Source organism: Novosphingobium aeonii, from assembly GCF_052279045.1.
Lineage (GTDB): Bacteria > Pseudomonadota > Alphaproteobacteria > Sphingomonadales > Sphingomonadaceae > Novosphingobium.
Genome location: NZ_CP176833.1, coordinates 1,510,445 through 1,528,894, shown reverse-complemented (window position 1 = coordinate 1,528,894; position 18,450 = coordinate 1,510,445). Strand labels below are relative to the sequence as shown.

Genomic DNA, 18,450 nt, shown 5'->3' with positions numbered 1-18,450 from the left:
AAATCCGAATAGCTAAACACTGCAGTATTACGAGGATCGAAAATGGCCCGAAAAGTATTTTTCAGCTTTAAATACGACGATGTTCATCGCGCGATGAATGTCAGAAACAGCAATGTTATCGGAGGTGTCTTAAAATCTGGTTTCATTGATAAGGCTGAATTTGAGAAGGTTGAACGAGCGGGGGATGCCGCCATCAAGACGTGGATTGATAATCAGCTGTCCGGAACGAGTGTCACCGTAGTGCTGATCGGTGCTAACACCCACAAGAGCAAGTGGGTCAAGTACGAAATCGGGCAGAGCATTTCTCGCGGCAACGGGCTGTTAACGATCGACATCAGCAAAATTTCGGACATGCACGGTAACACCACTAGCTGTTGCGCGTTGCGCGCCCCAGGATACAAGCACTATCTCTGGAATAACGACAACGGTCGGGGAAACCTCGGCGCATGGGTCGAAGCTGCAGCAAAGGCTGCTGGAAAATAGGGTGAAAAATCCATCGTGCTTGCTTAGTGATCGCGTCTACGGCTGGGAGCCTGGAAGCCGCGGCGTGCTACGGGCCGTGCTTCATGAGGTGCCTCAGGACGAGACCCATTTCTCGCAGTACACCTCGCATAGGCATATGGCCTTCTCGGGTTACGCGTGCTGAGGGCAGGCCATGAGCCGTAATTCAGGCAATTCCATTCTGTTGCACCTATGCATTCGCATCTCGATGCAGGGTCTTATTCGCTAATGTCAGAAGCAGTCTCAGTCCCCGGTTTTATGAACGGCTCCTGGGAAAGAATGAATCTTTTAATATCAAGATCTAAATCCTCGTCATTTTTGAGCGCCTCCTCGAAACGGATGAGATCCATGATGCCGGGGACCGTTTCTACTGCATGCGAAACCTCTTCAAGCCCACATCCCTTGTTTCCTTCCTTTAAAAGGCGGTCGGCTACCAGAAGATGCAAGGCGGCATCTATCCTTTTCGGCATGACCTGAAAACTGTTCCCGCGCCGGGCGGCACGGCGCTTCGCCGACAGGGATACCATCGCCTCTGAAGTCCAGGGGATGGGGCGCTGTAGTAGCAACTTCACGGCAAAGCTCACCATACTGGGCTCAGCGAGGTCGTCTTCGAATTTTTCCCGCAGCGGCTTCTTGAGATTGCGCCGCTTATCTGCAGGCGCACAAGCATTCCAAATGGCCATCATACCAGCCATCGGGAGGCGATCCTCCCGATCCGAAAGCCCCAGCGCGGATCGCTCTATCACGTCCAGAACGGCGCCCATATCTACGAGACCGGCTTCGCTCCGACCGGACATGCCTTCGATAAGAAATTCGACCATACCATCGAAGTAGGCAGGTGCGCTGTGCCGGTTAAAGCCGGCGGCCTGGTGGACCCAATATTGTGATGCCAACCGCATATTGAAGATACCCGGCAAAGCTGATCGATAGTTGAAGTCGTGATCCGCATCGCATGGCGCACGCTCAACAAATCTGCGAACCACATGGCGACAGAGGCGTGCCAGCCCCTCCAGGCTCAGAAGTGTCTTGCCCTCCGCAAAAGCAGTATCGGCACGATCTGCCGCCATCCAAATCTCGGGAGCGAGATTTTCCAATGCATGGACGTTCCGCGATCGGATCGCGTAAGCTTGGCGTAGAGCGGATGGCAGTTCTGCGGCCGCGATCGGACGCACGGCTCCGATAGCCTCCTCTCGATAGAAACTCGGTTCGACATGGCCGATCACGAAGGCGACAAATCGCCGCTGGAGCGACAGATGCTCATTGGCCAGAATGGCTGTGCGGATCCGCAATTCGCGCGTTTCGCACAGGCCTTTAGTCGCCTCATCGATTCGGGCCCGCTTACGCGGGTCATATTCCGACCAGAGGGCGACTTCCGGCTCCGATGCTTGCCCGAGTGACTCAAGTGCCGCAACCATCAGCGTGTAAGCGAGACTTGAATCTTCGTCGACGATCAGCATGGCGTCGACTATCTGGCGGATGGCCCGGATCGCTGCTTCGTAACTCTTGCGGTTAAGGGCAATGAGTGACCTCATGAACTGGTCGATATCAGTGACATGATATTCGCTGAAAACGACGGTTTTATCGAAGGTTTGGCGAAGGATGCTGGCTGGCCCTTGTTGATTCGCGTTAGGATTTTCTTGGTGAGAGATAAGCCGCCTCGCCATGTCGACATCGCGAACGCAGACCACATTTGTGCAGAAGGATATGACGGCGGCGATTTCTTCCAACAACTGGTCGCCGCTCGTCGCGGCAAGCACCTCCCGCTGGCCATCCTCCGACTGTGACTCCAGGCGTTCGATGGCTTCGACGGTAAAGCTGCCTATCCCATGGTGGGTGGTAGAGGGGAGCAATCTACCAAATGGAAAAATGCGCGCGTTGCGATCTCCGAAGGCACGCAGGTTCGTATAGAAAATCCCACGGTGGGTGGTATCCGTAAGGGGAACATCGCGAAAATACCGGCCTTGAACTATCTGTAGCACGCCTACACCCGACCATGAAGAAGCTGAGCAGAACTCCTAACATTGGGACGGCCGCCAGTCACGCTGACACCCCTTCCGGCGTTTTCAGAAGCCATTAACAGATCTAGCCGATTTGTGCGCTGCAACGCTCCGTGCATAGAACATCCGTTGCCATGCTTTGAGGAGTGATGATGCCGACTGCATGATAGAGACTGCTGGCTAAGCACATTGAAAGGCATTTTATGCTGCACTGACCCTAGTATTTCGGGCCGTGGTTCTTCTGATGTCCGTTAAGTGACGCAAAATCCCATGCCAAACCATTCAGGTTCATCCGTAAGTTGGTGAACGGACGGCAGCTATCAGGGAGTCGAGATGAGGCACTCTACGGCAGCTATGTCGGCGAATTCACCAACAATTGAAAGCTTTCCTACGATTATCCCGAGAGCGCCCGCAGCGTCCCGGCAGGGCATTTTCATGCCATAGTTCCAGTCAAGGCGTTTCCGCCCGTTCAATGAGCGGTAATCTCTAGTGGGCTATTGAGGTCGATGGAGAAACATCATGGGACATTCAGACCTAGACCCTGCCGTGCACGAACGACGCCCGTGGAATGCAGGCCAGAACGTGGGGCCAAAACGCCCGCTTAAACTGCGAGACGTTTGGGCCATCCGCTTCTACCTGGACGAGCACAGGCGGCTGCGCGACCGCGCGCTGTTTGATCTTGCGATCGACAGCAAATTGCGCGGCTGTGACCTCGTGAAGATAAAGATCGGTGACATCGTCAGTCGCGGGAGCATTCGCAGCCGCGCAACTGTTATCCAGCAGAAGACCGGCAAGCCCGTCCAGTTCGAGATCATGACAGAGGCACGGAAAAGCCTGACGGTGTGGCTCGACAGGCGCGGATGGAACTCAGAGAACTTTGTATTCCCGAGCCGTACCGATTATCGTGGTCACTTAAGCACACGGCAATATGCTCGTCTGATCGACGAGTGGGTCATGACAGTTGGCTTGGACAAGCGGGAATTCGGCACGCATTCACTGCGGCGCACAAAAGTCTCGCTCATCTATAAGGCGACCGGAAATCTTCGAGCGGTGCAGATATTGCTCGGCCACACCAACATCGAAAACACAGTGCGTTACCTCGGCGTCGATATCGATGATGCTCTCACCCTATCCGAGCGAACTGAAATCTGAGCCGCCCTGCGGCTCCGCGACCGTCTCGGGAACGCGGTTTGCCGCCACGAGCAAACGGCTGGAAACAGCAAGCCGCCACAATGCCTCGAAGGGTTACTTTGTTGGGGTGAAAGGCTGGAAAGCGTGGTCACCCACCGAGGCAGGTTTGACCTGCAGGTAACCGGGGCGCTTGGGCATCCGGTTCAACTATTCCGTTCGCGCGCCGGAAATGCTCCTTGGCGCCAGCCGTATGGTTAGAATGAACGCGGCAAAACCAAGAATTATGGCGGGAATCGAAGCCTCAGGGCCAAACGCGCCTCCTGTTAGGAGATCAGAGGATCCGAGGTTAGGTAAGCTTACGAGCAGACTTCCTTCGCCACTCATGCCTGAAACACGGGCCCCGAAAACCCCGCCAAGCACGAGATTCCAGCCCGCGTGGATTCCCGCCGACATCCAGATACGCCCTGTGAGGAAGTAGAAGCCGGCGAAGAGTAGGCCGGCCTCGATTGCGATCGCAAACGCGGCAAGCGGGGAGGAGTTCGGGTTAGCGAGATGAGCAGCTCCAAATGCCGCGGCCGAAACGACGAAGCCCGCTGGCACTCCGAATGCCCGGGCGAGCAGGCGGAAGAGGATCAGGCGGGCCAGCAATTCCTCGAGCAGACCGGTACCGATCGCCTCGCGTAAATCATGCGCCCAATCAGTCCAGTCGCCTCGGTGGATGACGTACTGCCCTGTCAGCCACAACGATCCGATCACTGTGGTGATGATCGCTGCACCGACGAGAAACCCGGTCGTGTATTCGCGCAGGAGAGGACGGACGGCCAGTTCGCTTGTTCCGCGACGTTCGCCGTAATGCACCATTGCGGAATAGGCTGCATAGGCAAGCAAAGTGCAGGCGAAGGCCATGGCAAGAGTGACGGAGTCGTTGTTGACCAGCGACTTCACGATGGATTGAAGCGACAGGATGGCGCCCATGATGACAAGCACAACCGCCATCCAACCCAGACTTCGTGCCGAGGCCCATCTGCCATCCCGTAGAACGCCTTTGTTGCCAAGGACGATGCTGCCCTGACTGCCCCATGCGGCACTGCGAACGTCAGCCTTCATTATCGCTGGGTACTCCATTTCACGTGTTTGATCGGTCCGAGGGGGCCGTTGCCGGTCGAATTTTTGGCGTCTGACGATTTCCGGGCCTCACGAAGTCATCAGCACGACGCCCGTTTTGCCGGGCCGTTCGACGTGAGAGGCTGCATCGCGGGCATCAGCGAGATCGTAGCGCGCTGACACAGGGAACAGTTCTGGATGGTGCCGGGCAAGGTCCATCGCGAACTTCAAATCTTCCGCTCTCTGGGCAGCGGGCAACTGTGCCCATGTGCCGACGGTCACGCCGAAGATGCGGATGTCGCGTGTCGAGAAGGACAGCGCGGATACCGAGATTGGCTCGCCAGAAAGGTCGCCGTAGGAAATCAGCGAACCTCCACTGGTTAGAAGTTTCGCCAACTCACTGGCTAGTGCGCCACCTACAGGATCAAGCACTGCTCTAATGGGGCTGGAGCCGATGGTGTCCGCAAGGTTGTCCTTCCAATGCGAATTGGCCGTCGAAAGCACAGGTAGCCAAGGCATCTGATCGCGAAGCTCCTGCGCGCCGCGGTCGCTACGCACGAGGCCGACGACCGTGACGCCGGCTGCGGCGAGGGTAGTGATTGTCAATCGTGCGACGGCGGAACCGGCGGCGGTAAGAACGACGACGTCTCTGCCAGGAACTGTTCCGGCTCTATCGACGGCGCGTCGCAGTAGAGCGGCGGTGAGGGGATTTACATGCAATTGGGCGCCGACCTCGTCGGGAAGCTCCTCAGGAAGCGGTGTAACGAATTCGGCTGCCACCGTGGCGTATTCACTCCAGGCGCCGCGACCCGGGAAGAACGCGACACGGGTTCCGGGCTGCAGATCAATGCCTTCTCCGACAAATGCGATCTCGCCCAGACCTTCGAAACCGACCCGATTGCCCTCAGGCGGCACGGACAAGTCGCCGCCGCTGCGATAGCGGCCCGCTATGCCCAGCAGATCGCCGTAATGAACCGGGCGCATGCGAACACGCACGACAACGTGGCCTGGTGGCGGAGGGGGTGGGGCAGGGACCTCCACGGTTTCCAGCACTTCAGCGGGAACGCCATGTCGGTAGTAAAGGACGGAACGCATGGAGCTTCTTTCCTGAAAAGGGTTTGACGCCCGGTCACCGTGCGGAGGGGGAAGCGACCGGGCGTCTGGCTGTTTGAAGCAGGATCAGACCTGCGCCTGTCCGCCGTCAGCAAAAAGCTCCGCGCCGTTCACGAAGCTGGCATCGTCGCTGGCGAGGAACAGGACGGCCTTGCCGATCTCTTCCGCCTCGCCGACGCGGCCCAGCGGAATGCGCGAGGCGAGGTAGTCGAGCAGACCCTGCTGCGCTGCTTCATCCTCGCCTGCCAGTTCCACGAGGCCGGGCGTTCTCGTCGCGCCGGGGCTCACGACGTTTACGCGAATGCCGCTGTCCTTGAGATCGAGTACCCAACTGCGCGCAAGGTTGCGCACGGCGGCCTTGGATGCGGAGCATACGCTGAAGGCGGCGGTGCCTTCGGTCCCAGCCGTCGAGCCAGTGAGGATGATCGATCCGCCCTTGCCCATCATCGGCAGGGCCTTCTGCACGGTAAAGATCACGCCTTTGACGTTGCGGTCGAATGTGTCGTCGACCTGCTCCTCGGTGATCTGACCGAGCGGGAGCATGCTGCCGCCGCCCGCGGCGGTGTAGAGGACATCGATCCGCCCGGCTTTGGTCTTTATTTGCGCGAAGAGGGCATCGAGATCGGCCAGACTGGCGGAATCGGCGCGGATGCCGGTGACATCGCCGCCAATCTCCGCGACTGCCTTGTCGAGAACATCCTGTCGGCGCCCGGTGATGAAGACTTTAGCACCTTCGCCTGCGAAGACCTTTGCCGTGGCAAGGCCGATGCCGCTGGTTGCACCGGTGATGAGGGCGATCTTGCCGCCGAGACGTTGGGACATGCTCAGGTTTCCTGTCTATTGATGGGAGTGTTAAGGCGTCAGGCCTGGCGCATCGTGCGGAAGGCGCGGCGCATCTCTTCGGAGAAAAGCTGGGGCTGTTCGAAGGCGGCAAAGTGTCCGCCGCGATCGACCTCGTTCCAATAGAACATGTTCGGCCAGCGGGCCTCGGCCCAGGCCTTGGGCGCGCGGTAGATCTCCCGTGGGAAGATCGTCGCGGCCATCGGCAGTTCGATCGTGCCAGCATCGAAGCCGCCGCCGTTCCTTGTGTTCTCCCAGTAGATCCGGGCCGAAGATGCGGCGCTGTTCGTGAACCAGTAGAGCGATATGTCGTCGAGCATCTGGTCGAGGCTCAGGGCATCCTCGGGATTGCCGCGATTGTCCGTCCAGGCCTGGAACTTCTCGTAGATCCAGCTGGCCTGACCGATGGGCGAATCCGCAAGCGCATAGCCGACGGTCTGGGGCCGCGTGCCCTGTTCCTTGAAGTAGCCGAACTGATCGTTCAGGAACGCGGCGATGGCCGTCATGCAAGCCTGTTCGTCTGCCGTGAGCGGGACGGGAGGTTGGGCCGGGATGACCAGCGGCCAGTTCACATGTGCGGCGATCAGACCGGTAGGCCGGACATGGCCGAGCGCGTGAGTAACGCCTGCGCCCCAATCCCCGCCCTGTGCAACCCAGCGGTCGTAGCCGAGCCGCTGCATCAGCGTGCCCCAGGCCTTGGCCGTGCGGACAACGTCCCAGCCTGTCGTCGAGGGCTTGTCCGAGAACCCGAAGCCGGGCTGTGAGGGGATCACGACGTCGAAGGCATCCTCCGCCTTGCCGCCATGCGCGGTAGGATCGGTCAGCGGGCCGATGACATCGAGGAATTCCACGATGGAACCCGGCCAGCCATGTGTGAAGATGATCGGCAAGGCGCCGGGATGGCGCGAACGAACATGGATGAAGTGGATGCCCAGTCCGTCGATCTCGGTACGGAACTGGGGGTAGGAATTGATCCTGCGCTCGAACCGGTGCCAGTCGTAATGGTCGCGCCAGTAGGCGACCAGCGCCTGCGCCTTTGCCAGCGGTACGCCCTGCGACCAGTCTGAGACAGTCTCGCGTTCGGGCAGGCGGGTCAGGCGCAGGCGCAGCTTGAGGTCGTCGATCGCGACTTGCGGGACTTCCACACGGAAGGGCGTGATCGCGGGTGAGGCCGGAGCGAGATGCAGTCCTTGCGCTTCGGCAATTGCCGGGGCCGCCGTCGCCGCGACGGCAGCGAGCGCTGCGCCTTTACCCAGTTCGGCAAAGACCTGGCGGCGGGAGTGACCGGATGTCATGCAGTTCGTCCTTTTCGGCGGAAGTGATCGTTCCTTCAGCTAGGATATCGGCATGACCGTGACGATTAGACGCGCAGGTCGTCGGTCGAACTCCAGGTGTCATGCACTCATACGCAGGTATGATCGGGGGGCTTGTGGGCATTATTGGGGCTGGCGAAGCGGATCCCTAGTTGGGATCGCTGGCCGTTCACGCTCAGCCCGGGCGGCGGCCGCTCGATAATTCAACAGATCAAGAGGAGGCCGGTATGGCCGACCACGACAAGACGCTTTCCACCGAAGTCACCGTCAGCGCATATTACCGGGTTCATCCGGAGGATCGGCAGGCCTTCATTGACGCGGTCATTCCCGAAATGAGGGCGGCGCAGAAGATGCCCGGCTGCATCTACTACGCTTTCGCCCAGGACCTGACCGATCCGAACACCTTCCACCTGCTCGAAGGCTGGGCAGATCAGGAAGCCTATGAAAACCATGAAGAGGCCGAGAGCTTCCTTTCGGCGCTGTCGACGGTCGTGAAGACGGTGCGCATCCTTCACCGCGAAGGCGTCCGCTACGATATCGCGCGGATGCACATCGACGATCCACGCGGCAAGGTCTCGTGACGGAGTGAGGAGCGCCTCAGGGCGCTCCTCACTGGCTTGCGGGAAAAACGAGTTCGATCTGCGAACCCCAGGGGGTGAGAAAATAGAACCAGCGCGAACCATCGGGCAATGTCACAGGTTCGTTCGAGACGGTCAGGCCCATGGCCCTAACCGTCGCCACCGCGCGGGCAGGATCGTGGGCCTTGAGCGCGATATGGGTCGCGCTGACATCGTCCTCGTGCGGTTGCCGCAGAGAGGCATGGGGCGAGGCATATTCGAACAGCTCGATCTTGGAGCCGTCACCAGCCTCGATCATCATGAGGCGGCGCAGCCGTGCGCTCGCGTGCCAGCGAAAGCGGCGCTTCCACTGCCGGTCGACCGGGGCAGGGCGCCAGTCGGACATCACGCGCGTGCCGATCAGGTCATGGAAGAAAGCGGCGGCCTTTCCCGCATCCGGCACGTTGATGCCGACATGATCGATCCCGCTGACTTCGAGGGCGGGTGTCGAAGCGTCATCGAAGCGGCTTTTCTCTTGCGCAAATGCGGCGGCAACTGGAGTTGCCGCCGCAAGCAGGATCGCGAGTGGAGCAGCGCGTTTCACCACAGCGTCGGCGCCGCGCGGCGCAGTTCCTCGGCGAAGATCCCGGGCTGCTCGAACGCCGCGAAGTGTCCCCCGTGAGGCGCTTCGTTCCAGTAGGTCAGCTTCGAGTAGATGCGTTCGCCCCAGACCTTCAGCGGGCGGAAGATCTCTCCGGGGAACACGCTGACCGCGACCGGAATGTCCAGCTTCTGAGGCGAGAAGTCGGTAGTGAAACTTTCGGCATAGAGCCTTGCTGACGAGGCAGCGCTGTCCGTCAGCCAGTAGAGCATGATGTTGTCCAGCATGCGATCCCGGCCGATTTCCTTTTCCGGGTGGTGGCCGGAATCGCTCCAGGCCGCCAGCTTTTCGTAGATCCAGGCGGCCTGTCCGGCAGGAGAATCCGCAAGCGCATAGCCGATCGTCTGCGGCCGAGTGCCCTGCAAGAGCGCGTAGCCGGATTCGTCCGTGCTGTAGGCCACCAGCTGCGCAATCGAGGCCTGTTCCTCGGCCGCGGGGGTGCCCGCCAGCGGCGGCGGAAACAGGATCGGCAGATTGAGATGCACGCCGGCCAGGCCGGGGACGTGCTGCTTCGCCATCCAGGTCGTGACCCCGGCGCCCCAGTCACCGCCCTGCGCCATATAGCGCTCGTACCCGAGGCGGTTCATCAACGTACCCCAGGCGCGGGCGATGCGCGGCAGGCCCCAGCCGCGCTCGGTCGGCTTGTCGGAAAACCCGAAGCCGGGAAGCGAGGGGATGACGACATGGAAGGCGTCCTCGGCCTTGCCGCCGTGGGCGGTAGGGTCGGTCATCGGGCCGATGACGTCGAGGAATTCGACGACCGAGCCCGGCCAGCCGTGCGTCAGGATGATCGGGCGTGCCTGCGGATGGCGCGAGCGCACGTGAATGAAGTGGATGCCAAGGCCGTCGATGCCGGTGCGGAACTGCGGCAGGGCGTTGAGCTGGGTTGTCAGCCGTGCCGGATCGTAGGCGGTTCGCCAGTAGTCCACCAGCGTGCGGGTCGCGTCGAGCTGGGCGCCTTGCGTCCAGTTGCTGACGGTTTCCGGTTCGGGCCAGCGGGTCAGCGCCAAGCGCTGGCGCAACTGGCTGAGGTCGGTGTCTTCGATCTCGACGCGGAATGCGGTGACGGCATCGCTTGCGGGCGGCAGCAAGGGCTGCGAGTTGCCGCCGAGCGGCCGAGCCTGCGTAACACTGGGGAGAACCGCGGCAGCACCCGCGGCCGTGAGCGCGCCGCCGAGGAAATGCCGACGATCGGCCGCAATATCGCCGTGGGGAGTGGGCATGAGAGTCATGAGGGGATCCTCGCTGGGACGCAGCGGCTCAATGTTCCAGCGCCGCTTCTAGGTTTCCGAACACGCCGAGTTGGGCGAGGAGGATGGTGGCCGCCGTGTAGCAGTGGAACGAGGCGACTTTGCCATCCCGCAAGTGGAACACGTCGCAGCAGGGGGCGTGGATTTCGTTGCCGGTGGCCTTGATCGTTCCGGCCGGAAGACGCAGATCGCCGCGATGCGTGCCGTTGAGGCTGAGTTCGACAATGACGATATCGCCGTGGACGATGAACTTCTCCAGCTTGCGGTGCATGTCCGGGAAGGCTTCGGCATAGATGTCGACGGTGTCGCCGATCTCCTTGCCGTAATACTTCTGGCCGGCGGCGACATCCCAGAAGTAGCCGTCCTCGGTAAACAGGGAAACGAACCGGGTAGTGTCCTTGTCGCTGCCTTCGGCGCTGGCGTAGAGCGAACGGATCACATCTTCGTTGGTCGGCATTTCGAGGGTCCTTTCCAAGGGGCAAGCCCCGGTCTCCGTTCTGGACAGGGGGACGCGGGGTATGGCGATGATAGGAAAGGAAGCCCGGCAGTGCGTTCAGGCGCGCGTATCGGTGCCTGATACACGCGGTCTAGGAGATCATACGCGGGTATGAATGGCCGCATGGATGGCCGCGAGGCTGCAAGGCCAGCTCCGTTACAGGATGTCTTTCACAGCTTCTGCCATTTTCACGAAGTCGGCCAGATTTCTCGCGCCCATCTTGCGCATGGCATTGCCGCGATGGATCTTGACGGTGATTTCGCTGAGCTCGAGATCCCAGGCGATCTGCTTGTTCATCCGGCCCTGGGCGACGAAGCCCATGACCTCGCGCTCGCGCGGCGACAGCAGGGCATAGCGCTCTCGCAGTTCCTGGGATCCCTGCCGCTCGGCACGTTGCCGGGCATCGCGGGCCAGCGCCGTTGTGACGGCGTCGAGCATGTCCTGTTCGCGAAACGGCTTGGGCAGGAAGTCCACCGCACCCGCCTTCATCCCGCGCACGCTCATCGGAATGTCGCCGTGGCCCGTCATCAGGATGACCGGCATCTGCACGCCGGCTTCGGCAAGCTGGACCTGAAAATCGAGTCCGCTGACGCCGGGCAGCCGTACGTCGAGGATCACGCACCCGGCGGCTTGCGCGCATCCGGAAGCCATGAATTCCGTAGCACTCGCAAACGTGCGAACGGTGTAGCCTACCGAGCGGAATAGGCCGTCGAGCGCGACGCGGATCGAAGGGTCGTCATCGACGACGTGGATCGTTTGAGCTTCGTCTGTACCGGTCATGGTGGTCAAGTTCATGTCACGCCTCTGCGATCGGCGTCCAGCGCAGCGCGACGGGGCGCGATTTCAGAGTGTGCATCATCACTTGCCACTGCCGTCGAGGAAGACGATCAGAGTAGCGATCCGGCCGTTGCTGGTGATCACGACGTCCCAGCCGGTATAACGGGGAGGTTCGCCAGCGGGACCGGAGCCCCAGGCTAGCCGGCCTGCATCATGCAGGATTTGCGGCTCACCAATCGGCGTATAGACGAAATCGGAATGCGTAGCGCGAAGCTGGCCGGCGAAGGCATCGATCGCCTCACGTCCCCGGATGACGCCGGGCGGAGCATGTAGCGTGCAATCGTCGGTCCAAAGTTCGTTCAATGCCGCTCGCCGGCGGTTCGGATCGTTTTCGCCGAACACTTCGTGCAGATTGCGTTCAAGCAACTCTTTCATGCCAGCCGAAGAAATCGGCAGTTCGGCATGGCTATCGACAGGCTGATCCACGAGTTCGATCCTCAACTTAGCGGCGTACCGCATGACGTGGGTCAATGTGGCCTATCCTGGCGATTTGTGAACCTCATACACGGGTATGAGCGCTGCGATACGCAATGGCGCCAGCATGCGCATCCCCCCGTTTGGGGGGATAATCCCTCCCCTCGGGCGCGCGATTGTTGCTCTCGTAGGCGGTCAATATCATCGCGCCGCCTGCCGCTCTCCGGGCCCTGCCTAAAGGGGCGGTCGGGACGGCTCCAAAGTAACGATGCGAGGCCCGCCGGAATGTTGGACACACGATCGAAGTCCGAGGCTGGCGACTACGGGGTCTCGACCGCCGACGCCGTTCCTGCACTAATCTCGTTCTTCGATGCCGGGCATGTCTGTCGCTTCGCCAACGATCACCATATCCATTGGTACGGACGAACGCCGGGACAGCTTGTCGGCAGCCATATGCGCGATTTCCTTGGCGAAACTCTCTATGCCAAGCGGCACCCCTATCTGGAGCGCGTGGCCGCAGGCGAGACGGTTTCGTTCGAGGCCGAGGTTCCGCATTGCAGCGGCGGTTCGCGCGAGGCGGCGATCCGTTACGTTCCGAGAATTGCCGATGGGCGGTTCGAAGGCTTCCATACCCTCGTCTTCGACCTCTCGCGTGAGCAGAACCGGTTTCACAGCGTGTTCGACGGCACGATTGTGGGCTTCGTGGAGATCGATCTACGCGGCGTTCGCCGGGTCATGGCGGAACTGGCAAGCGAGGTTGCGGACATTGCCGCCCAAATAGCGTCCGACATTACCATCGTCAGGCGCGTGCTCGATTGCACCCCGATCGTCGGCCTCAACGAAAAGGCCTGTCAGATGCTGGGCGTGGTTCCGACTGAAGCGGTCGGCAAGCCGCTGGGTATCTGGTGTCCGGACGAGACGATGGCGGTGTGGAAGGGTGTCTTCCTTGATTATATCGCCCGAAAGGTCAGCCATGAGGCTGAAACGGTGATCCGCCGGCAGGATGGCACCAACCTCGACGTCATCCTGAGTGCTGCCTATCCCAAGCGGCCGGAGGAGCAGATCTTCGTCGTCGTGGGCCTCGTCGATATCAGCGAGCGGATCGCTCGTGAAAAGGCGCTTGCCCGCGCGCAGCTGGATCTTGCCCATGCGGGACGCGTCTCGGTCCTGGGGGAACTGGCCGCATCCATCACCCACGAAATCAACCAGCCGCTGAGCGCGATCATGGCGAACGGCAATGCCGCGCTGCGTTGGCTGAACAGGCCGGTGGCCGATCTCAACGAGGCACGTGCCGCCATCGGGCACATGATCCTTGAAGGGGAGCGCGCATCCCGGATCATCGCGCGTACCCGCGCCATGGCGATGAAGGGCAGCGGCGAACGCACTGTCTTCGAGTTGAAGCCGACACTGGCGGAAGCGATCGAGATCACGCGGCGCCAGATCGGTATCCTGGGTGCATCCTGCACGCTGACCGGCTGCGATGCCCCGATCCGGATTCTGGGCGACCGGGTGCAAATGCAGCAGGTCATCATCAACCTCATCGTCAATGCGGCGCAGGCCATGTCCCAGGGCGGCAGTCCGGGAAGGGTGGTCGAAGTCGGATTCCAGATGGAAGGCCCGCGTGCCAAAGTTCGCGTGGTCGATACCGGGCCGGGCCTGGATGCCGTGGGTGCAGCCCGATTGTTCGAGGCGTTCTTCACCACCAAAGCCGATGGTATGGGGATGGGGCTGTCCGTTTCCAAAGGGATCGTCGAGGCCCATGGCGGCACGATCGTCGCGTGCAACAACGCCGGACCCGGATGCACGTTTACGATCGATGTCCCGATCATGGCGGCGGATGAGCGAGACCTAGGCGAAGGATCGGCGACGCTACGGTTTGCGTGATGCAACAAGGGCACCGGTGAGGGCGAGTACACTACCGATCATCCAGGCTTTCCCGACGCCGCCATGATCGACGATCAGCCCTCCGATAAGAGCGCCGATCGCCACGGAAGACTGGAAAACAGTATTGGTAAGCGCTGAGCTTGCCTCGAAATTCTGCGGTGCCGCGCGAAGCGTCCAGACCTGCAGGCAGAGCGGAAGCGCGCCAAAGGCGGCTCCCCAGGCAAGAATAGTGGTCGCCGCCATGGCAGGTCGTGATCCCGCCAAAAGCGTGGTGCCGATCGCCAATCCGATGACCAGCATAGCGCCTGCAAGCGCCCAGCGCCGGCTCATGCTGCTTGCCCATGTCCCCAGCCAGACGCCGATCAATCCGGCCAGACCATAGCCTGCCAAAAGCCACGCCATGACTGCGCCGGAGACCCCTCGTGCCGCCAGAAACGGTTCCAGATAGGCATAGGCGCTGAAGTGCCCGGCAACGACGAGTGCCGTTGCCAGAAAGCCGATACGGATAGCCGGAACGCGCAGCACGGCCGTCATGGCCTTCACATTCAGGCGCTCGCTGGCTTCGAGCGGTGGGATGATCATGGCTTGGAGCGCAAATGCGATCAGGGCGAGAACGGCTACGCAGCCGAAGGCGGCACGCCAGCCAACGAGCCCGCCGGCCAGAGTGCCGAGCGGCACCCCGAGCACGGTGCCGATAGATATGCCGCCCATGATGATGGCGGCCGCGCGGTTGCCATCGTCCTGCGACACCAGTCTGCGCCCGATTGCTGCGGCGAAAGTCCATACTCCGCCGAGGGCCAGACCCAGCAGCACGCGTCCGGCAAGAGCCATCCACAAGTGAACCGCTTGGGCCACGGCCAGATCCGAGAGCGCAATGCTGAGGGTCAGGCCTGACAGCACCAATCGCCTGTCGAGGCGACCGGCAAAGATGGCGAAAGCAGGCGCGCTGATTGCTGCAACGAGGCCGGGTACGGATAGCAAAAGGCCGGTCCGGCCTTCCGAAGCGCCAAGGTCTCGCGCAAGAGATCCGAGCAGGCCGACCGGCAGGAACTCGCTCGTCACCATGACGAACGTCCCAAGGGCAATGGCGCAAACGGCGGTCCAGCGACGGGAGGTGGCTTCCGTAGGCGGGGCAATGGAATTGGACATGGTGTTTCCGTTCCCCGGAGTTTCCGAGCGCGCCGGATGGTTGGCGCGGATGGAACCCTAAGAGCGAAAGCGCTGCGTCCTGTCGATCATGCCCGCGTATGACCGGCTAACCCCATTGGCGCGCGCCTGCCGCAGTCGCATTCAGTCTGCGCGAGGCAGCGTGAACTGGAAGCTGGCACCGCCTTGTGCCGAGGTGTCGACCCTGATCGTGCCGCCATGTGCTTCGACGATCGTGCGGGTTATCGAGAGGCCCATGCCCATGCCATCGGGCCGAGTGGTATAGAAGGCGTTGAAAATCGGTTGGCCCGCGATCTCGGGAATGCCGGGGCCGTGGTCGTCGACCTGAACCGTCACGAATGTGCCGTCCAGGCGCGCGGAAAGGCTTATCCGGCGCGGCGCCGGGATGGTTGCCATGGCCTGTGCGGCATTGACCAGCAAGTTGATAAGCACCTGTTGGATCTGCACTTTGTCGACCTGCACCTTGCCGACATTCGCAGCGATCGCCATGTCGACTTCCGCGCCGAGGCTTGCCAATTGCCAGCGGATTATCGCCAGTGCTTCGTCGACAATCGTCGCGAAGTCATGCGGCGCGCGCAGGCCGTCGCCCTTGGTCGCCATGCGGCGGGTGCGGGCGAGCACTTCGCTGGCGCGAGTACCGTCCTCGACGATACGCGCAATGGCATCGATCGCTTCCTTCAGGTCTGGGGTTGGCCGCCTGAGCCAGCGCAGGGCCGCATTCCCATTCGCGACCAGCGCGGTGAGAGGCTGGTTGACTTCATGGGCGATGGATGCGGCCAGTTCGGCCAGAGTGGCGACGCGGGCTGCCCGAACAAGCTCGGTATTGAGTCTTGCCAGTGCTTCCTCGCGCTCGATGCGATCGCTGATGTCCATCACGGCGAACGTGCCTGCGGGGGGCGATACCGGCTCCTGCGGAAACGCCGTGCTGACATGGACGGGGAACAGTGAACCGTCCGCCCGCATCATCACCGCCTCGCCCTCGTAACCTGCTTCGCCGGTCAGATAGGCCACGAGATTGTCGAGCAGCATCGTTTCCGCCTGAGGCGGACACCAATGCCCGAAAGGTGTCGCCAGCGCGGTTTCGCGGTCGACGCCGAACAGCTCCTGCGCGCGCGTATTAAGGTCGAGAACGCGGCAAGTGTCGATCGATTGACGGATGAAGCCGGGATTTGCCCGGACGTAGTCGGCCGGTTCCAGCCCGCTCTCCCGGCACCTTTCGGCCAGCATGGCCTGCATGTCGGCCAGATCGATTTCCCAGAACGCGACGACCGTGGCTTCGAAGATGCGGTGATAGCGGTGAGCCTGGGTACCGGAGTCGGATGCTGGAAACTCGGGTGCCGAATTCATTCGTCCGCCTTGGGTTGCGCTTCCGGAAACTCCGGGGCGTCGGGATCGTTGGCGGATGGGTATACGTCGAAGTCCGAGGCTTCACTATCGCCTTGCGAAGGTTCGACCGGGCTTGGCGGCGTTCCCACCGTCATGCTGCGCAGCACACCGTCTCTGCGAACCAGGCCGTGGAACAAGGCAGCGCAGAGGTGGGCGAGGATCAGGGCGAAGAACAGCACCGCGATCACCGTATGCGCCTGCCGCAGCAGCGCGTAGAGCCACAAGTCGTGGGGCGCGATGGGCGGAAGCATCAGGCCGGAAAACAGCTCCACCGGATAGCCGCCGGCTGCCAGCATGGCCCATCCGATTAGCGGCATGGCCGCCATGCTGGCATAGAGCAGCACATGCGAACCCTTGGCGGCCAGAACCTGCATCGGCGGCAGATCATCGGGGAGGGGCGGTGAGCCTGTGACAAGGCGCAAGGGAAGGCGCAGCACCACCAGGATCAGGATTGCAATGCCGACCGGTCGGTGCAGCGCCAGCAGGGCGAGGTAAGCCGGTCCGGTGGTGGAGACCATGCCGACACCGATGAACAGCATGGCGAGGACCATGGCCGCCATGAGCCAGTGAACCACGCGCAGCAGCGGATGGAAATCATGGGGCGGGCGGTTCATTGCGCAGACTCCTTATAAGCAGGGTCTTTGGCAAGGTCTTCGGCAAGATCGCCCCCGGCCGCGCTCGGATGCGGCCCTTCGCCGGCGCGGCGCTGGAACGAGGAGGAATAGACCTTCGATCGTGCTGCCAACAGCGGGTCATCGGACAGGCCGATGCCGACAGGCAGGATCGTGGGATCGAAGTTGAGATCGCGGCAGGCGCCGACCTCCTCGGGCATGACCTTGTCGACGGTGAGAATACCGGCGTCGATGGTCCGGTGCGGGCCTGACCAGGCGACGGTGGCGCTGTCGGTTCGGTCGCCGGGGTTGGCGATCGTTAGGATCAGGTGCCAGCGCGATGCCCTCTTGGCTGTGCGTTCGATCATCTCGCGGAATAGGGCATCGCGGGGCAGGGTGTCCAGATGGGCCTTGTCAAGCCCGCCGAGCGCTGCCTCTGGCGTGAACTGCCAGCGGACGAAGCGGGTATCGCCCGTGCCGTCGGTCATGGTGAAGGCATTGATCGCGTAATAGGTCGCATTGGCGAAGCTGCTCGGCAGCACGGCCTTGGCGAGATAGTCCTGGAACGCCTTTACCGAGGGATATGCCGCGATCAGGGCCTTCATTTTCGCCGGATCGGGTTTGCCCGTCGCCGGGTCGGGCCGCGTGGCGCGTTGCAGGGCGATGAAGCCCGCCGCGCTCGATACCGGGAAGATGGGCGTATGATCCATCGCCATGCGCCACTCTTGGCCGTCGGGCGTCTTCAGAAGCAAGGCCATGGAATGGAAGACATTGCGGCCATCGGTGGCGAGCGGATTGCCACCCGCCACCGAGAAGCGCCCGATCACGGGATACGTCCCGGGTTCGAACGCCTGGGCAGTCGAGACTTCGGTTCCAGCGCCGTTGGCGGTGAAATTGCCCGACAGGCAAAGGCCCTTGGCATGGGCGCGGCGGAAGCCCGGTTGCTTCTTACCGGTGTTGTACTCAAGCGCACGGGTGACATCGCCGCCGCTGATGCGCTTGGGGCCGATCCATCCGGCTGCCCACAGGAAGGCAAGCACGAGCAAGGCGGCGATGCCGCCGATGAAAAGGATGGGGCCGGGAGGAACCGGTTTTCTGGTGGACATGAAATCTCCGTGCCGCCGTGGCATTTGGCGTGGGCGTTAGGCGTGGGATCGGATCGGCTTATGCCAAGACTTCAGGAAATGC

At 61.7% G+C, this 18,450-nt stretch carries 18 protein-coding genes; 4 read left to right on the top strand and 14 right to left on the bottom strand.

The annotated features are described in order from the left end of the window. The first annotated feature begins 42 nt into the window (after positions 1-42). Complete coding sequence (locus tag ACLIMP_RS22015; protein ID WP_443478350.1) at positions 43-483, top strand: TIR domain-containing protein; 441 nt, start codon at positions 43-45, stop codon at positions 481-483. Between the two features lie 236 nt (positions 484-719). Here ACLIMP_RS22015 and ACLIMP_RS22010 read toward each other — a convergent pair whose 3' ends face one another. After that, positions 720-2,480, bottom strand: coding sequence for a hypothetical protein (locus ACLIMP_RS22010; RefSeq protein ID WP_443478349.1), 1,761 nt, complete (start codon positions 2,478-2,480; stop codon positions 720-722). A 537-nt stretch (positions 2,481-3,017) separates the two neighbouring features. On the opposite strand from ACLIMP_RS22010, the gene ACLIMP_RS22005 reads away from it, so the two are divergent. Further along, positions 3,018-3,650 (top strand): tyrosine-type recombinase/integrase, encoded by a 633-nt coding sequence (locus tag ACLIMP_RS22005; protein WP_443478348.1) that lies wholly within the window; start codon positions 3,018-3,020, stop codon positions 3,648-3,650. A gap of 186 nt (positions 3,651-3,836) precedes the next feature. Here ACLIMP_RS22005 and ACLIMP_RS22000 read toward each other — a convergent pair whose 3' ends face one another. From ACLIMP_RS22000 to ACLIMP_RS21985, 4 genes are all read right to left on the bottom strand, one after another. After that, positions 3,837-4,736, bottom strand: coding sequence for a CPBP family intramembrane glutamic endopeptidase (locus ACLIMP_RS22000; RefSeq protein ID WP_443478347.1), 900 nt, complete (start codon positions 4,734-4,736; stop codon positions 3,837-3,839). Between the two features lie 87 nt (positions 4,737-4,823). After that, positions 4,824-5,828, bottom strand: coding sequence for a zinc-binding dehydrogenase (locus ACLIMP_RS21995; RefSeq protein ID WP_443478346.1), 1,005 nt, complete (start codon positions 5,826-5,828; stop codon positions 4,824-4,826). Positions 5,829-5,912: 84 nt separating this feature from the next. Next, positions 5,913-6,668: an SDR family NAD(P)-dependent oxidoreductase gene (locus ACLIMP_RS21990; RefSeq protein WP_443478345.1), complete on the bottom strand. Its 756-nt coding sequence runs from the start codon at positions 6,666-6,668 to the stop codon at positions 5,913-5,915. 38 nt (positions 6,669-6,706) lie between these two features. Next, positions 6,707-7,981: an epoxide hydrolase family protein gene (locus ACLIMP_RS21985; RefSeq protein ID WP_443478344.1), complete on the bottom strand. Its 1,275-nt coding sequence runs from the start codon at positions 7,979-7,981 to the stop codon at positions 6,707-6,709. Between the two features lie 245 nt (positions 7,982-8,226). Between ACLIMP_RS21985 and ACLIMP_RS21980 the strand changes: the two genes are divergently transcribed. After that, positions 8,227-8,580, top strand: a complete 354-nt coding sequence (locus ACLIMP_RS21980; RefSeq protein ID WP_443478343.1) for a putative quinol monooxygenase — start codon at positions 8,227-8,229, stop codon at positions 8,578-8,580. Between the two features lie 28 nt (positions 8,581-8,608). On the opposite strand, the gene ACLIMP_RS21975 is transcribed toward ACLIMP_RS21980, so the two are convergent. The 5 genes from ACLIMP_RS21975 to ACLIMP_RS21955 all read right to left on the bottom strand — a co-directional run bounded on the left by ACLIMP_RS21975 (position 8,609) and on the right by ACLIMP_RS21955 (position 12,271). Next, on the bottom strand, positions 8,609-9,160 hold the full coding sequence (locus ACLIMP_RS21975; protein ID WP_443478342.1) for a VOC family protein: 552 nt from the start codon (positions 9,158-9,160) through the stop codon (positions 8,609-8,611). Further along, positions 9,157-10,449: an epoxide hydrolase family protein gene (locus ACLIMP_RS21970; RefSeq protein ID WP_443478341.1), complete on the bottom strand. Its 1,293-nt coding sequence runs from the start codon at positions 10,447-10,449 to the stop codon at positions 9,157-9,159. The genes ACLIMP_RS21975 and ACLIMP_RS21970 overlap by 4 nt, the downstream gene beginning before the upstream one ends. Positions 10,450-10,477: 28 nt before the next feature. Next, positions 10,478-10,924: a nuclear transport factor 2 family protein gene (locus ACLIMP_RS21965; RefSeq protein WP_443478340.1), complete on the bottom strand. Its 447-nt coding sequence runs from the start codon at positions 10,922-10,924 to the stop codon at positions 10,478-10,480. A gap of 195 nt (positions 10,925-11,119) precedes the next feature. After that, on the bottom strand, positions 11,120-11,743 hold the full coding sequence (locus ACLIMP_RS21960) for a response regulator transcription factor (protein WP_443478913.1): 624 nt from the start codon (positions 11,741-11,743) through the stop codon (positions 11,120-11,122). Positions 11,744-11,821: 78 nt separating this feature from the next. Further along, on the bottom strand, positions 11,822-12,271 hold the full coding sequence (locus tag ACLIMP_RS21955; protein ID WP_443478339.1) for a nuclear transport factor 2 family protein: 450 nt from the start codon (positions 12,269-12,271) through the stop codon (positions 11,822-11,824). 228 nt (positions 12,272-12,499) lie between these two features. On the opposite strand from ACLIMP_RS21955, the gene ACLIMP_RS21950 reads away from it, so the two are divergent. Beyond that, positions 12,500-14,098: a PAS domain-containing sensor histidine kinase gene (locus ACLIMP_RS21950; RefSeq protein WP_443478338.1), complete on the top strand. Its 1,599-nt coding sequence runs from the start codon at positions 12,500-12,502 to the stop codon at positions 14,096-14,098. On the opposite strand, the gene ACLIMP_RS21945 is transcribed toward ACLIMP_RS21950, so the two are convergent. The 4 genes from ACLIMP_RS21945 to ACLIMP_RS21930 form a co-directional block, all read right to left on the bottom strand. Further along, positions 14,084-15,247 (bottom strand): MFS transporter, encoded by a 1,164-nt coding sequence (locus ACLIMP_RS21945; RefSeq protein WP_443478337.1) that lies wholly within the window; start codon positions 15,245-15,247, stop codon positions 14,084-14,086. The two genes, ACLIMP_RS21950 and ACLIMP_RS21945, sit on opposite strands and share 15 nt — an antisense overlap. A gap of 141 nt (positions 15,248-15,388) precedes the next feature. Next, positions 15,389-16,612, bottom strand: coding sequence for a PAS domain-containing sensor histidine kinase (locus ACLIMP_RS21940; protein WP_443478336.1), 1,224 nt, complete (start codon positions 16,610-16,612; stop codon positions 15,389-15,391). After that, positions 16,609-17,265, bottom strand: a complete 657-nt coding sequence (locus ACLIMP_RS21935; RefSeq protein ID WP_443478335.1) for a cytochrome b — start codon at positions 17,263-17,265, stop codon at positions 16,609-16,611. Before ACLIMP_RS21935 ends, ACLIMP_RS21940 begins: the two co-directional genes overlap by 4 nt. Continuing rightward, the gene (locus tag ACLIMP_RS21930; RefSeq protein WP_443478334.1) at positions 17,262-18,368 is read right to left on the bottom strand and encodes a catalase family peroxidase; all 1,107 of its coding nucleotides are present in this window, start codon (positions 18,366-18,368) and stop codon (positions 17,262-17,264) included. Before ACLIMP_RS21930 ends, ACLIMP_RS21935 begins: the two co-directional genes overlap by 4 nt. Positions 18,369-18,450 lie beyond the last annotated feature (82 nt).